The organism is Pseudomonas sp. Pseusp97 (assembly GCF_047304025.1).
Taxonomy (GTDB): Bacteria; Pseudomonadota; Gammaproteobacteria; order Pseudomonadales; family Pseudomonadaceae; genus Pseudomonas.
The window spans coordinates 1-13,429 of sequence record NZ_JBGLYK010000165.1; the positions used below are offsets into that span (position 1 = coordinate 1).

The window sequence follows — 13,429 nt, forward strand, 5'->3', positions numbered from 1 at the left end:
GCCACTGGAGCCACGGCCTCGCGGACCACCGCGGCGGGCGCAGCAGCCACCGGATTGGCGACGATGGGCGCGGGGGTTTCCAGCAGTTCCGGGCGCGACGGGGCGGCGAACGGCAGCACCACGCGCGGCAGCCAGCTGGCGACCTGCATGGCGCCCAGATAGGCGCGGCGACGGGCTTCTTCGATCAAGGGGTGTTTACCTGTGGGTGGTGCCTGCGCGGGCAGGCCAACACGACGAGGCGGGATTGTCGCGTGAAACGCGCCGGGGGGAAAGGCCGGCGGGCTCAGAGGCCCGCCGATTCGCTTACGGAGTGCCGAAGACGTAGACGTTGCCGGTGAGCTTGACCGCGCCGGTGGCCTGGTAGGTGAGCAGGTTGGTCTGCTGCAGGCCGCTGCCGGACACCTTGCCCTGGTTGGAACCGCCCAGGGTGAATTGCAGGTTGCTGGCGCTGGCGTTGGTCAGGCCGATCTTCATGGCCTGGCGGTTGAACAGCGCGCCGTCGCCGTTGAAGCCGTTGTTGATGGTCACCATGTCGATGGACATGCCGTCGAAACTGAAGGTGCCCTTGATATTGTCCAGCACGATGTAGCCGGTACTGTTGAGCGGCTGGATCGCCAGGCGCGCGCCGCAGCCGCCGCTGCAGCGGGTATCGGCGGTGTTGGCGGCGAGGTTGAAGTTGACGCTCAGGCTGACGCCGTCCTGGCCGCTGACGTCGGCCATTTCGCTGTCGTCCAGGCCGCGCATCTCGCCATGGGCGGTAGCGGCGGCCAGCAGGAACAAGGGTGCCAGGAGTCGGCTCGGAAGGCGTGCGGTGTTCACGGCGAGTCCCCTCATGCGCTAGCGCGGCAGGTTCACGGTGCGGACGTTCAGGTAGTCGATGCGCAGGCCGCGGATGGCCTGGGAACCGACGTCGGTGCCGCTGATGTTCAGGTTGCCGATGCTGATATTGCTCTTCTGCACGTTCTGGTAGAAGGCCTCGTGGTTGGCCCAGGTGACGCCCGGCGCGCTGAGCATCAGGTCGCCGTTGCTGGCCACCGAGAGCGTCGCCGGCTGGTAGTTGGCGTCGCCCAGGTTGAGATCGAAGTAGACGTTCTTGGCCACCACCTTGTTGCTGTCGGCGCAGTTCTCGCAGCCGGCGATGATCAGCTTGTCGGCATACATCTGCAGGCTCATGGAGGCCTTCAGGCCTGCGGCGTCGCCCCACAGGTTGAGATAGGAGCCATTGAGGGTGAAGTTCTCCAGGGCGATGGAGAAGAAGTCCGTGCGCGTAGTGGTAGCGCCAGCACTGCCGTTGCTGTTGTAGGCAGTGCTGGGCAGGGTGAACTTGGTGGCGATGCCGATATCCAGGCCCTGGATGCGGGTGCCGGAAGAGCTCTGCATGGCGCCGGCCACCAGTTGCACCGTGGCGACGTTCTTCTCGGTGCGGGTGATGGTGCCGCTGACGCAAGTGGTGGCGCTGCCGCCTTGTGCGCCGCAGAGCTGGACGAACTTGTCGTAGTCGCTGGCGCGCTGGCTGAGGGTGACGCCGTTGCGGCTGACGTTCCAGGAGGCACTGAGGTTCTGCTGAGCGGTGGTGAGATCGCTGGTACTGCTGCTGTAATTGTCCACCGAGTCGTTATAGGCCTTGACGCCCGAGTTGCTGCTGCAGCCGACTATGCCGCCGCAACTGTATTTCTCACCAAAATCAGGTTTGTTGGTACATGCGATCCCCAGCACGGTGTCGCAGACCCTCGCGGGTGCAGCGTTGAAGGTGCTCTGCATGGTGCTGTAATTGTTCTTCTGCACCACCTGCGCGGCATCGACCTGCGCCTTGCGCTGGTTGACCACCACCATGTCGGCATCGATGCCGCTCTTCAGGCCCGTCATGTTGTTCGAATAGGCGCTGAGCAACGTGTCGCGCTGGGTCTTCAGTGCATTCAGCTCGGTATTGATCTTGGTTGTCGCCTGGTTGGGGTTGGTGCAACCGGCATCGCCGTACAGGCAGCCCTGGTAGTACGACCAGAGGCCGAACTTGTGGGTATCGTTGATCGGGTCGGTCCAGGTCGGCGTCATCAGCTGCAGCGCTTCCTGGTTGGCTGGAATGTTCAGCCCCGCCTTGTACTTCACCGGGCCGAGAGTGAAGGGATGCATCGGCGTGCCGAGGTAGGCCTTGGTGTCCAGCGTGCCGCGCTGGCTGCCGGCGCCCTTGATGTAGGCGCCGGTGATGTCCACCTGCACATCCTGGTTGGCGCTGTTCTTCACCCCGGTGATCTTCGAGGTGGCAGTCGCCTGGTCGTAGCTGAAACCGTCGATGAAGAAGCCCAGGCCGGCGCCGCTGACTTCTTCCAGCTGGTCGTCATCCAGGGCCTTCATGCCCAGCGCGGGCAGGCTGACCAGGCAACCGGCGAGGCAGGCGAGTACCGCTGTGCGCCAGTTCATGTCAGCAGCCCGCCGCTTGCGAGCCCATGCAGGTCGGCTGCCGGGGCAGGCCGCGCAGGGCGTCGTAGAGGTTGATCAGGATCGGATAGACCGCATCCGCGCCGCTGCCCACTTTCGGGAAGTTGGCGAAGGCGCCGGACTGGGTGTTGACGAAGTTGCCGGCGTTGGCGAGGTCCTGCCAGGGCACGTTCTGGTTCTGCAGGGAGAAGAAGATGCCCTGGGCGCCGGTGTTGATGTCGGTGGACCCCGGCTTGCCGATGTAGATGGTCTTGTAGTTGGTCAGGTCGAAGCAGGTGGTCAGGCCCAGCGCCTGGCAGTTGTTGGTGGTCGACAGGGTCGGGATCAGCGCGGCGATCAGGCCACCGGCGTCCGAATGGAGCGAGTCGCCCTTGGCGATACCGATCTGCTCGGCGCGGTTGATCGGCTGGCCGTTGATGGTCGCCTCGCCGGTGCCGGCCTTGAGCAGCACCACGTCGGCGTAGACCGGGGTATCGCCGGCTACGGCCAGCGCCAGGCAGTTGATGAGGTTCGGGCAGCCGTTGCGGGTGTAGTAGTCGTAGGCGATGGAGGCCGGACCGTAGATCTGCCCCTGCAGGTTGCCGGTGATCGACAGGATGTCGCCGGAGAGATCGCCCTGCGCCTTGCCGAAGCCGACCCGCGCGCCGACCAGCTGGCGCACGCCGTTGTTGGTCTGGAAGGCGAACTCGACGTAGGGGTCCTGGATCTGGAACGGCACCACCTTGGCATCGGGGGTATTGGCGTTGTCCACCCGCCCCAGGGCGAAGTTGTTGATCAGGATATCCGCCGGCTGGCCGGAGACGGTGGTCGAGCCGGTGCGGGTGTAGTTGCCCAGGCTCAGCTGGTCGATGTTGGTCAGCAGGCTGACATCGGCACCGAAATTGAGCCGGGTGTACTGGTAGTTCTGGTAGGTGGAGGCGTCGACGGTGAGCATCGCGCCCTGGCCGGAGATGGTGGACAGCTCTTCATCGTCCATCGACTGCATGCGCGCCTGGGCGGAAAAGGCCAGCAGGCCGCCGCAGAGCAAGGCAAGGGCACGCATGAGCGGACCGGAGGACTGACGCATGGCACTCTCCTTTCCTGGCCCCCGTGTACGGGAGCCTGTTGTTATTCATCGGGCGTATCGGGTCAGGAACGAGGTCGAGACTCGGCGCCGTGATGCCACTATAGGAATTCAGCCGCCACGGCGGCCCGACCCATAGTCGAGTAAATCGCTTCGAACGATAGGCGAGGAAAGGAAATCCCAGGCGCGGTTGTTACCCATCGTCACACCCGGGTGACAGCCTCGGGCGGCTGACTGCTCACTGGTGGCGGAACAGGCCGATCAGGTGTTCGGCGATCGCGCCCTTGATGGCATCGAGGTTCAGCCGCGAGTGGGCCTGCAGCCTGGCGATGTTCAGGCGGTGCAGGTGCAGCGAGGGCATGCGCGCCTCGTACTCGCGCAGGTCGCCCTTCACCAGCACCGGCAGGAAGATGTCCCCGCGCATGCGGTAACGGTTGATCAGCAGCTTCAGGCCGTCCTGGAAGGGCAATTCCCGCGAGGCCACCAGCCGGTGTTCGGCGGGAATCTTCAGGTACAGCCCGCTGTAGCCCATGGTCTCGCCCGGCAGGATGTGGATGCCGGTGGGCTCCACGGCGTCGCCGGGGATGTCATGGAAGGTGTCGAACCAGGCCTGTTCGTCCGGCAGGATGGTGATGCCGCCTTCCTGGCTCTCGGGGATCACGAAGCTGTAGTTGCTGTAGAGCTTCTCGACATACGACGAATAGATGCACAAGCGATTCTCGAAGCGCTGCAGGAAGGCGATGGCTTCGTTGCGATCGGTGATCGCGTCCAGGTCCCAGTCGAGGTCGTTCTGGCGTTCCAGTTCGGCCCAGCGGGCTTTGGCAAGTGCGGCGTCGTAGGTCATCGGCGTGAATCAGACTCTGATAGCAAGGTCTCTGATACAGGCTTTGGCAAAAAACTTGCCAGAAAATTCAGTCAGTTAGGCCCCATTTTCCGTGAGATGCGTCACACGGGCGCTGCTCGTGCAGTCGCAAACTGACGCGTTTCGTCACCCTGTCGGCCAGGGGTAGGCCTTTGCAGTACAATCGCCCCCTTTGTTCATTTCGGGCCCAACCAAGCCGATGATCGACCCACGACGCGTACTACGCGCCCTCGCCGAACACTGGGTGCTGCTCGAACCGCTGTGCGAGCGCTTCGACGCCGGCACCCTGAGCCTGGTGGAGCTGCGTCTCCAGCTCACCAGCCAGTTGCCCGACAGCACCCCGGTGGACATCACCGCCCTGCTCGACCAGTGGGTGCGCCTGGACATCCTCGTCCCGGTGGCCAAGAGCCCCAACCGCTTCGAACTGAACGCGCAGATCCACGACTTCCTCGCCTACCTGCGCCAGGAGCACCGCCTGGGCCTGTGCCTGGAGATCGAAGCCTACCTGCGCCACCTCGAACGTCTCGCCGGCTACATCCGCGACGCCTTCGAAGTGCGCGACGGCAACGATCTCGCCCGCCAATTGCGCCTGCTGGACATGCGCGTGCGCGACGTGCTGAAGAAGCTCGCCAACGACGAACAGGCGCTGGTCGCCGTGGCCGACCGGGCGAAAACCCAGGACCGGCAGATTCCGCTGCGCCAGCGCTATGCGGAAGTCCTGGCGACCTGGGACGAATACGTCGAGCCGATGATCCAGCTGGTCTCCGCCGACGGCGCTTTCGAACAGGGCGTGCATCGGGTCGAGCAGGTGCTGCTGCGCCTGCTCAGCGAACAGGCACGCCTCGGCCAACTGGTGGACGACGACCAGTTGCTGCGCACCCACGCGCGCATCCTGGAAATGCAGACCACCGCCCAGCTCACCCTGCGCCGCGCCCGCGAACTGCTGCTGCCGCTGCGCGAGGAAGCGCGCCGGCACAACGCGATCACCCGCGGCGCCGCCCTGGCGCTGTCGGTCATCCGCCGCAAGGGCATCGACGCCGTGCCGCAGGCCGCCATGCCGATGTTCACCCGGCCCCAGAGCAACTTCCTGGGCACCGCGTCCCAGGTCGAGAGCTACGTCTTCGCGCTGGCCAACTTCCAGCCAAAGCCTGCGCACTTCCCCAAGGCCAGCGGCAATCGCAAGAGCGACGGCCCGCAACGCTCGCCGCGCACCGCCCGGGAAATGCTCGACCGCTGCCAGGCCGCGCTGCCGCTGCCGGACCTCATGCAGTGGCTGCTGGAACAGGAGCCCGAAGGCGCCACCGACGAGCTGCTCTACTGGTTCTCGCGCCTGTCGCGCGATGCCCGCTTCCAGCGCGACCGCCTCGAGCGCCGCCAATACGACACTCTCCAGCACAGCGTCAGCCTGTGCTCCTTCGCCCTGATCGCCGGCCCCACCGCTGGCAAGGACAGCAAGAGCGAATCGCATGCAGATTAATCTCACCGAAATGACCCAGCTCGCGCCGATCTTCCGCGAGCTGTTCAAGGGCTTCCACATCAGCCGCCGTGATCCGGAGCTGTACAGCCAGCTGTCGAACCAGCAGGACGCCTACCGGGCGCTGTTCCGCAGCCTGGGCTACGAGCTGGTCTGCGATACCCGCGGCTTCTATTACTTCGTGCCCGAACAGGTCGGCGCCCAGGTGAACAAGACCGCCCAGCGCCTGGCGCTGTTCACCTTCATCCTGGTCGAGCACCTGGCTGACCAGGGCCGCGACCCGCTGGCCGTCCTCGACGGCGGCAGCATCGGTCGCGACGAACTGCCGCCGCTGCTGGAGAAGTACCGCGACCTGTTCCTGCAGGCAGAAGTGACCACCCAGGAAGAACTGGAAGAGAAGGTCATGCGCCGCCTCACCCAGCTCGGCTTCGCCGCCGAGGACAACGGCGTGTACCGCTTCCTGCCGCCGATCCACCGCTTCCTCGACGTCTGCCTGTCGGTCCAGCAGGACCGCGACCTGGCCAGCAACCTGCACGCCAGCGAAATGCAGTTCAGCGCGCCGGTGCTGATGGAAGAAGACGACGAGCCGGTGGTGATCCTGGAGTCGTACGTGGATGAATCGGCTGCCGACAGCGAGGACGCCATTGTCGTGATCGACGCACAGGCTTCTGCCCCTGCGGTAGTTGCCGAAGCTGAAGTTGCCGAAGAAGAGAGCGAAGAAGACGCCCTCGCCCGCGCCATCGCCGAAGAACAGGAGGCCCAGGCATGACCCAGGAACGCTACGGTATCCGCCGCTTCGCCCTGCTCAACACTGCCGGCTACAGCCTCGGCATCTTCCCGCTGGAGCAGCCGCTGTCGGTGTACGGCGCGAACAACCTCGGCAAGTCGGCGTCGATCAACGCGCTGCAGTTCCCGATCCTCGCGCGCATGTCCGACATGAGCTTCGGCAAGTACAGCCTTGAGGCCTCGCGCAAGTTCTACTTCGCCACCGACACCAGCTACATCCTCATCGAGCTCGACCTGCCCAACGGCCGTCATGTGATCGGCGTCGGCGGCCGCGGCCCGGGCGGCGGCTTCGGCCACCAGTTCTTCGCCTACCAGGGTGAGCTGGACCTGGAGCACTACCAGAAGAACGGCACCTGCCTGCGCCTGCGCGAGCTGTATGCCAACCTCGAGCGCGAGGGCATCAAGTCCTATGAGCTCAAGCCCGACGAGCTGCGTCGCCTGCTGGTTGGCGGCCATACCTCGATCCCGCTGGACCTGACCCTGATCCCGCTGCGCTCCACCAGCGAGCAGAGCCTGAAGACCTTCCGCTCGCTGTTCATCAACCTGCTGCACATGCGCGAGATCACCGCGGCCAAGCTCAAGCAGCTGTTCCTCGATGCCTTCGAGCACAGCCTGCGTTCGGGCAGCGTCGACTACATCGCCGCCTGCGAGGAAGCCTTCCGCGACGTGCGCCGCATGGAGGGCGACTACCAGGCCCTGGTCGCCGCCGGCCCGCTGGTGGAAGCCCTGGCCAACGGCGTGCAGCAGCGCGAAATCCTGCGCGGCAAGATGCACCGCCTCTCGCCCCTGCTGGATAACCTGCTGGGCACCTGGGAAGACTATTCCGGTGCGCGCAAGGAAGAGCTGGTCATCCAGGCCGAGCACTACAAGCGCGAGCAGGATGGCCTGCAGAACGAACAGCGCGGCAGCACCGCCGAGCTGATGCGCCTGGAGCGCGAGATCAGCGAGATTCAACGCTGGATGGGCGAACTGGCGGTGCTGAAGAACCGCTTCGCGCTGGTCGAAGACGTCAAGGTGCTGGAGCAACAACTGCTCGCCGCCAAGGACGCCCACGACGAACTGGCCGGCGCCCTGGCGCACTCCCGACAGTTCTCCAGCGAAGACCTGGAAGAGCGCATGCGCGACCTGGAGAAGCGCCTGAAAGGCGTTCGCCAGCAGCTCGAACATGCCGACAACAACAGCTACGCCCGCCTGCGCGAGGAGTTCTCCCAGCAGGACGTCGAGCGCCTGATGCGCCTGTTTAACGGCGCACTGTTCAGCCTGCCGCTGGGCGACAAGGGTGTGGACCTGGACGAGGCCGGCCTGTGGGTCGGCAGCGTCGAGAAGATCCTCGACGCCTTCAAGGGCGAGCGCTTCGAAGTGCCGGGCCTGACCATCGACCTCTCCACCATCGAGCCGCCGGCACTGCAGGCCCTGGCCGACCGCGCCGCCCTGCGTGACCAGAAGGAACGCCTGGAGAAGGAGCTCAAGCAGCTCAAGACCCAGCAGGCCGTAGCCGCCGACCGCAACGCCAGCAAGGCACAGGCGGACAAGCTCTATCAGGACGTGCTCGACGCGCAGAAGGCACTGGAAGACTTCCGCCGCAGCCAGACCCTGAGCGCCGAGGAACCCGGCAAGCTGGAGCACCTCGCCCAGCTGGAAGCCACCCAGGACGAACTCAAGCGCTCCGCCGACGCCTTCACCGAGCGCGTCCAGCAGCTCTCCGCCAAGTTGCAGCTGATCGGCCGGCAACTGGCCGACATGGAAGCCAAGCAACGCACCCTCGACGACGCCCTGCGCCGCCGCCAGTTGCTGCCGGCCAACCTGCCTTTCGGCATCCCGTTCATGGACCCGGTCGACGACTCCATGGATAACCTGCTGCCGCTGCTCAACGACTACCAGGACACCTGGCAATCGCTGCAGCGCGTGGACGGCCAGATCGAGGCGCTGTACGCCCAGGTGCGCCTGAAGGGCGTGGCCAAGTTCGACAGCGAGGACGATCCGGAGCGCCGCCTGCAACTGCTGATCAACGCCTATGCTCACCGCACCGACGAGGCCATGACCCTGGCCAAGGCGCGCCGTGCGGCAGTTACCGATATCGCCCGTACCCTGCGCAACATCCGCAGCGACTACGACAACCTGGAACACCAGCTGGCGCTGTTCAACCGCGAGATCAACAAGCGCCAGGTGTCGAACCTGCAGAGCTTCCGCATCGTGCTGGCGCCGAACAAGGACGCGCTCAAGCACATCGACCAGATCATCCACAGCGCCGGCCAGTACGAAGAAGGCGAGAATCTCTCGGTCTTCGACCTGACCCAGAGCGCCGAGCAGGATGCGAAGAACGAGGAAGCCAAGGACTACCTGTCGCGCCTGGTGGCGGCGAACAACAACCAGCTGGGCCTGAAGGACCTGTTCGAGCTGGCGTTCGAGATCACCAAGATGGGTGGCCAGCCGATCATGCACACCGACATCGACGGTGCGGCATCCAACGGCACCACCATGACTATCAAGGCGCTGACCAACATGTACCTGTTGCTGCACCTGATGGACCGCGAGCAGGCCGGCCGCATTCGCCTGCCCTACTACCTCGACGAGGCAGCGGACATCGACGAACGCAACCAGTCGGCGCTGCTGGAGACCAGCCTGCAGCTGGGCTTCGTGCCGATCCTGGCGAGCGTGAAGCCGCAGGTCTCGGCCCAGGTGGCTATCGACCTGGAAGGCGGCAGCGGCCCCAACGGTATCTACATCGACGAAGCGGACTGGAAGTACATTCGCCGTCGCACTCTCGATAATGGGGGCGAAAAGCCTGCGCACAACGATGTGGAAGCCAGCGCCGAGCCGGCGTGATGCTCCTGCAGCGATGAAGAAAAAGCCCCGCGATGCGGGGCTTTTTCCTGTGGGCTCTTCGTAGGAGAGAGCTTGCTCGCGAACGGATTCCTGCTGGCCTTCGCTGTCATGCCGTTCGCGAGCAAGCTCGCTCCTACAAGGGAATCCGCTCGTGCCTCTGAAATGAAAAAGGGCCGCATCTTTCGCGGCCCTTTTCCTCGTCGACGCTAATTCATTGCGCCTTGCCCAGCGGAATCTTCGGCGCCCAGTCCAGCCACTCGTCGTTGGCCTCGTCGAACAGCGCGAAGGTCTGTCCTGACTTGGCCGGCGAGCCCATCTCGGCATTGTTCGGCGTGGCGAAGGCTACGCCCCCGGCGAGGATGGTCTCCATCGACTCGGTCCGCACCTTCACCCCCTTGAACAGGCCGGCATCCACCCCGAACCCGCTGGTATTCCAGAACCGGCTACCGGTGCGCACCAGCGCGGCGTAGCGCGGCTCGATGAGGATGTGGATCAACACGCGGTCAGCCGTTTCACCCAGCTCGAAGGACGTCACCTTGCCTACCTGTACCTCGCGGTAGGTCACCGGCACACCGGTCTTGAGCGAGCCACGACGCGCGGCGCTGAGGGTCAGGCGCAGGCCGTCGGCATCCAGCAGGCGGTTCGGCTCGCCCCCCAGCAGGCTGAAGCTGGTCTGCTCCTGGCTGGGCTTGGGCGCCGGCAGCACCTCGATGTATTGGCCGCTGACAATGGTGCCGAGGTTGCTGACGCCGGACAGCCCAACCTGCGGTCCCACCACCCAGAACCGGCTTCCCTGGCGAGCGATGCGGTCTGCCCCACGGGTAAGGCGCGCCTTCAGTTGCACGCTCTGGAGGTCCTTGCTCAGCTCCACCTGCTCCACGCGGCCAACTTCCAGGCCCTTGTAGCGCAGGACGGTGCCCTCTTTGAGGCCGTCGGCAGTGTCGGCACGCAGCTCGATCATCTGGCCCTTCAGGTGGGCATCGTCCTCGCTGTCGAAGAGGGCGAAGCGACGCACCTTGGTGATCGGCGGCGCCTTCGGGTCGGGTGTATCGAAGGCGATGCCGCCGGCCAGCAGGGTCTGCAGCGACTCACTCTTCAGCTTGATCCCGTCCAACCCGCCGCTGATGGTGACGCCGCTGATATTCCAGAAGCGCGAGGAGGTGTTCACCAGCTTGGCGTATTCCGGCTCGATGTGGACACCGATGACCAGCCGCGTCGGATCGCGCCGGGACAACTGGTAGCTCTGCACGCTGCCCACTTTCATCTGGCGATAGAGAATCGGCGTGCCGACTTCCAGCGAGCCCAGCTGGTCCGTGGTCAGCACCAGATGCAGACCGGGGGAATCGAGGTTGAGCGGCGGGGCTTTCGGGCGGATGACGAAGTCACGAGTCGGCTCACCATCGCTGGCGAAGCGCACGTTGAGGTAGTTGCCCTTCACCAGAGCTTCAAGACCGGTGATACCAGCCAGCGAGATGCTCGGCTTGACCATCCAGAACTCGGTCTTGCTGTTGAGGAACTCCTCGGTGCGTGGGTCCATGGACAGGGTGGCAGTGGCGCCGTTGAAGTCCTTGTCCATGTCGATGCTCTTCACCGTGCCGACCTCGACGCCGTTGTACATCACCGGCGTACTGCCGGGAGTCAGGCCGCTGACGTCACTGACCTTCACCTTCACCGCGAGCCCTGCCTGGGCGGCATCGAAGTCCTCATAAAGGCGGAAGGGCTTGGTGGGATCGGTGGGCGGGCTGTCCGCATAGTTCTCCGGCGTCGCAAAGGCGATACCGCCGGCGGCGATGCTCGCCAGGGATTCGGTGCGCAGCTTGAGACCGCTCAGGCTGCCGGACAGGGTGATGCCGCTGGCGTTCCAGAATCGCGTGTGCTTGCGCACCAGGTTCGCGTAGGCCGGCTCGATGTGGATCTTCACCTCGATGGTCTTCTGGTCCTCGGCCAACTGGTAGCTCTTCACCTGGCCGACCTGGATCTGCCGGTAATAGATCGGGCTGCCCTGCTCCAGGGAACCCAGCCGATCAGCCTTCAGTGTCAGGTGCAGGCCAGGCAGGCTGTCGGAAAGCGGTGGCGGCTCCTTCAGCGCGACGAAATCCTTCTGCTGTTCGCCCTTCACCGGATCGATGGCGATGTAGTTACCGGAAACCAGCGTCTCCAGACCGGTGACACCCGCGATGGAAACCCTCGGCTTGACCAGCCAGAAGCGCGTGCTCTTGCTCAGGTATTCTCCGGCCTCCTTGCGCATTTCCACGACGGCGATCACGCCCAGGGTCGGCTTGTTGACGTGCATGTCCACGACCTTGCCGACGCCGATGCCCTTGAAGATCACTTCGGTCTTGTTGGCCTGGATGCCCTCGCCGCTTTCGAACTGGATCTGGATCATGATTCCCGCCTGGTCGTAGGCACGCCACGCAAGCCAGGCTCCGATCGCCAGCGCGATCAGCGGGAGAATCCAGATAGCCGACCAGTTCGTGGTCTTGCGCATCTTCGGTGTGGGGAGGTCACTCATCGTCGTCTTCCGCGTCCGTGTTATCCCAGATCAGCCGGGGATCGAAAGTCACTGCGGCCAGCATGGTGAGGACCACCACGCTGGCAAAGGCGGCCGCACCGAGATTTGCCTCGATGCTGGCCAGGTTTCCGAAGCTCACCAGCGTCACCAGGATCGCGATGACGAAGATGTCGAGCATCGACCAGCGGCCGATCCACTCGATGAAGCGATACATCACATTGCGCTGCAGCGCGGAAAGCGGCTGACGCCGCTGCACCGAATAGAGCAGCAGAGCAATGCCCACCAGCTTGAATGTGGGCACCAGAATACTGGCGATGAACACCACGGCGGCGATAGGCACCATGTCCGCATTGATCAGCTCGACCACGCCTTCCATGATCGTCGCCGGCATGCCATTGCCGAGGAAGTTCACCGTCATGATCGGCAACAGGTTGGCAGGGATGTAAAGGATCGCGGCGGTGATCAGCAACGCCCAGGTGCGGACGATGCTATTGGGCCGGCGGTCATGCACCACCGCCCCACAACGACTGCAATGGGTCTCGCCGTCCTCTGCCCGGCGGTTGAGCTGGTGACATTCGCCACAGACCAGGATGCCCGCATCAATGGCTCGCATCGTGGAATTCCCCCGACAGTTCGCTCCAGACCTGGTGGTGGGACATGGTGACTTCCAGCCAGACCTGCGTGAACAGCAGGCCAACGAAGCACGCCAGGCCGACGCTCACATGCAGCTCTGCCATGCCGATCAGTTTGACGATGGAAACGAGGATGCCCATCAGGTACACCTCGAGCATTCCCCACTCACGCAGGTGCTGGTAGCCGCGCAGCAGCAACATGCCCTGGTCGCGCAACGCCGGGTAGCGGATGGAGACCAGCACGAACAGCTGGCAGAGCAGCTTGGCCAGTGGGATGACCATGCTGCAGAGGAAGACCAGGAAGGCGACGCCCGCCATATTCGAGTGATACAGGCCCACGACACCACTCCAGACCGTATCCATGCTGGTCTGCCCCAGGATGGTGATGTGCATGATCGGCAGGAAGTTCGCCGGGATGTACAGGATCAGCGCCGTCAACACCAACGCCAGCGCACGGCGGACCATATGGGGGCGGTGGATTTCCAGCTCATATCCGCAGCGCGGGCAAACGGAGCGGTGCCCGAGGGAAACGGGCTCGCGGCGCATCAGCAGGTCGCACTCGTGGCAAGCCGTCAGCTCTTCCAGAGGCAGGTCCTGCAAGGCGTGTCCTTCGATGTGGGGCATGTAGGAACTCAAGGAAAATTTGAAGCTATTGTAGACGACGCAACCGCCTGTCCGGTGCCCGGACACCGCCTCGAATTTCATGGAGAACCGCGGCTGCAAAAATAGCGCGCGCAAAAGCAAAACCCCCGGCCAGCGAAGCTGACCAGGGGTCTTGGGATAGGAGCTTGACGATGACCTACTCTCACATGGAGAAACTCCACACTACCATCGGCGA

Annotated in this window: 10 protein-coding genes and 1 pseudogene; 3 read left to right on the plus strand and 8 right to left on the minus strand. The window is 64.3% G+C overall.

The genetic code is table 11. The features are described 5' to 3' along the window. From ACCC94_RS21845 to ACCC94_RS21865, 5 genes and pseudogenes are all read right to left on the minus strand, one after another. Window positions 1-188: pseudogene (locus ACCC94_RS21845) on the minus strand (energy transducer TonB); the annotation flags it as partial. A gap of 115 nt (window positions 189-303) precedes the next feature. After that, a complete protein-coding gene (locus tag ACCC94_RS21850) occupies window positions 304-819 on the minus strand; it encodes a DUF6160 family protein (protein WP_413351645.1) in 516 nt (171 codons plus the stop codon). Between the two features lie 18 nt (window positions 820-837). After that, window positions 838-2,418, minus strand: a complete 1,581-nt coding sequence (locus ACCC94_RS21855; protein WP_413351646.1) for a hypothetical protein — start codon at window positions 2,416-2,418, stop codon at window positions 838-840. A gap of 1 nt (window position 2,419) precedes the next feature. Beyond that, window positions 2,420-3,502: a hypothetical protein gene (locus ACCC94_RS21860; protein WP_413351647.1), complete on the minus strand. Its 1,083-nt coding sequence runs from the start codon at window positions 3,500-3,502 to the stop codon at window positions 2,420-2,422. Window positions 3,503-3,737: 235 nt separating this feature from the next. Beyond that, window positions 3,738-4,343, minus strand: a complete 606-nt coding sequence (locus tag ACCC94_RS21865; RefSeq protein WP_088421749.1) for a hypothetical protein — start codon at window positions 4,341-4,343, stop codon at window positions 3,738-3,740. Between the two features lie 217 nt (window positions 4,344-4,560). On the opposite strand from ACCC94_RS21865, the gene mksB reads away from it, so the two are divergent. Genes mksB through mksF form a run of 3 tightly spaced genes read left to right on the plus strand, consistent with a single transcriptional unit; the run spans window position 4,561 to window position 9,447 of the window. After that, window positions 4,561-5,838: an Mks condensin complex protein MksB gene (mksB, locus tag ACCC94_RS21870; RefSeq protein ID WP_413351648.1), complete on the plus strand. Its 1,278-nt coding sequence runs from the start codon at window positions 4,561-4,563 to the stop codon at window positions 5,836-5,838. After that, entirely contained in the window at window positions 5,828-6,604 is a 777-nt protein-coding gene (gene mksE, locus ACCC94_RS21875; RefSeq protein ID WP_413351649.1) for an Mks condensin complex protein MksE, read from the plus strand. Before mksB ends, mksE begins: the two co-directional genes overlap by 11 nt. Then, window positions 6,601-9,447, plus strand: a complete 2,847-nt coding sequence (gene mksF, locus ACCC94_RS21880) for an Mks condensin complex protein MksF (protein WP_413351650.1) — start codon at window positions 6,601-6,603, stop codon at window positions 9,445-9,447. Before mksE ends, mksF begins: the two co-directional genes overlap by 4 nt. Before the next feature lie 211 nt (window positions 9,448-9,658). Here the strand turns inward: mksF and ACCC94_RS21885 are convergent, their stop codons facing one another. The 3 genes from ACCC94_RS21885 to ACCC94_RS21895 are packed head-to-tail and all read right to left on the minus strand — an operon-like array spanning window position 9,659 to window position 13,215. Further along, complete coding sequence (locus ACCC94_RS21885) at window positions 9,659-11,959, minus strand: PqiB family protein (protein ID WP_192436198.1); 2,301 nt, start codon at window positions 11,957-11,959, stop codon at window positions 9,659-9,661. Next, window positions 11,952-12,572, minus strand: coding sequence for a paraquat-inducible protein A (locus ACCC94_RS21890; RefSeq protein WP_413351651.1), 621 nt, complete (start codon window positions 12,570-12,572; stop codon window positions 11,952-11,954). The genes ACCC94_RS21885 and ACCC94_RS21890 overlap by 8 nt, the downstream gene beginning before the upstream one ends. Further along, window positions 12,559-13,215, minus strand: a complete 657-nt coding sequence (locus tag ACCC94_RS21895; RefSeq protein WP_192436196.1) for a paraquat-inducible protein A — start codon at window positions 13,213-13,215, stop codon at window positions 12,559-12,561. Before ACCC94_RS21895 ends, ACCC94_RS21890 begins: the two co-directional genes overlap by 14 nt. Window positions 13,216-13,429 lie beyond the last annotated feature (214 nt).

What these genes read in the sequence shown, in the direction of transcription:
- ACCC94_RS21855 (WP_413351646.1), bottom strand. Translation starts at nt 2,418, where the DNA reads ATGAACTGGCGCACAGCGGTACTCGCCTGCCTCGCCGGTTGCCTGGTC.
- ACCC94_RS21860 (WP_413351647.1), bottom strand. Translation starts at nt 3,502, where the DNA reads ATGCGTCAGTCCTCCGGTCCGCTCATGCGTGCCCTTGCCTTGCTCTGC.
- ACCC94_RS21865 (WP_088421749.1), bottom strand. Translation starts at nt 4,343, where the DNA reads ATGACCTACGACGCCGCACTTGCCAAAGCCCGCTGGGCCGAACTGGAA.
- mksB (WP_413351648.1), top strand. Translation starts at nt 4,561, where the DNA reads ATGATCGACCCACGACGCGTACTACGCGCCCTCGCCGAACACTGGGTG.
- mksE (WP_413351649.1), top strand. Translation starts at nt 5,828, where the DNA reads ATGCAGATTAATCTCACCGAAATGACCCAGCTCGCGCCGATCTTCCGC.
- mksF (WP_413351650.1), top strand. Translation starts at nt 6,601, where the DNA reads ATGACCCAGGAACGCTACGGTATCCGCCGCTTCGCCCTGCTCAACACT.
- ACCC94_RS21885 (WP_192436198.1), bottom strand. Translation starts at nt 11,959, where the DNA reads ATGAGTGACCTCCCCACACCGAAGATGCGCAAGACCACGAACTGGTCG.
- ACCC94_RS21890 (WP_413351651.1), bottom strand. Translation starts at nt 12,572, where the DNA reads ATGCGAGCCATTGATGCGGGCATCCTGGTCTGTGGCGAATGTCACCAG.
- ACCC94_RS21895 (WP_192436196.1), bottom strand. Translation starts at nt 13,215, where the DNA reads ATGCCCCACATCGAAGGACACGCCTTGCAGGACCTGCCTCTGGAAGAG.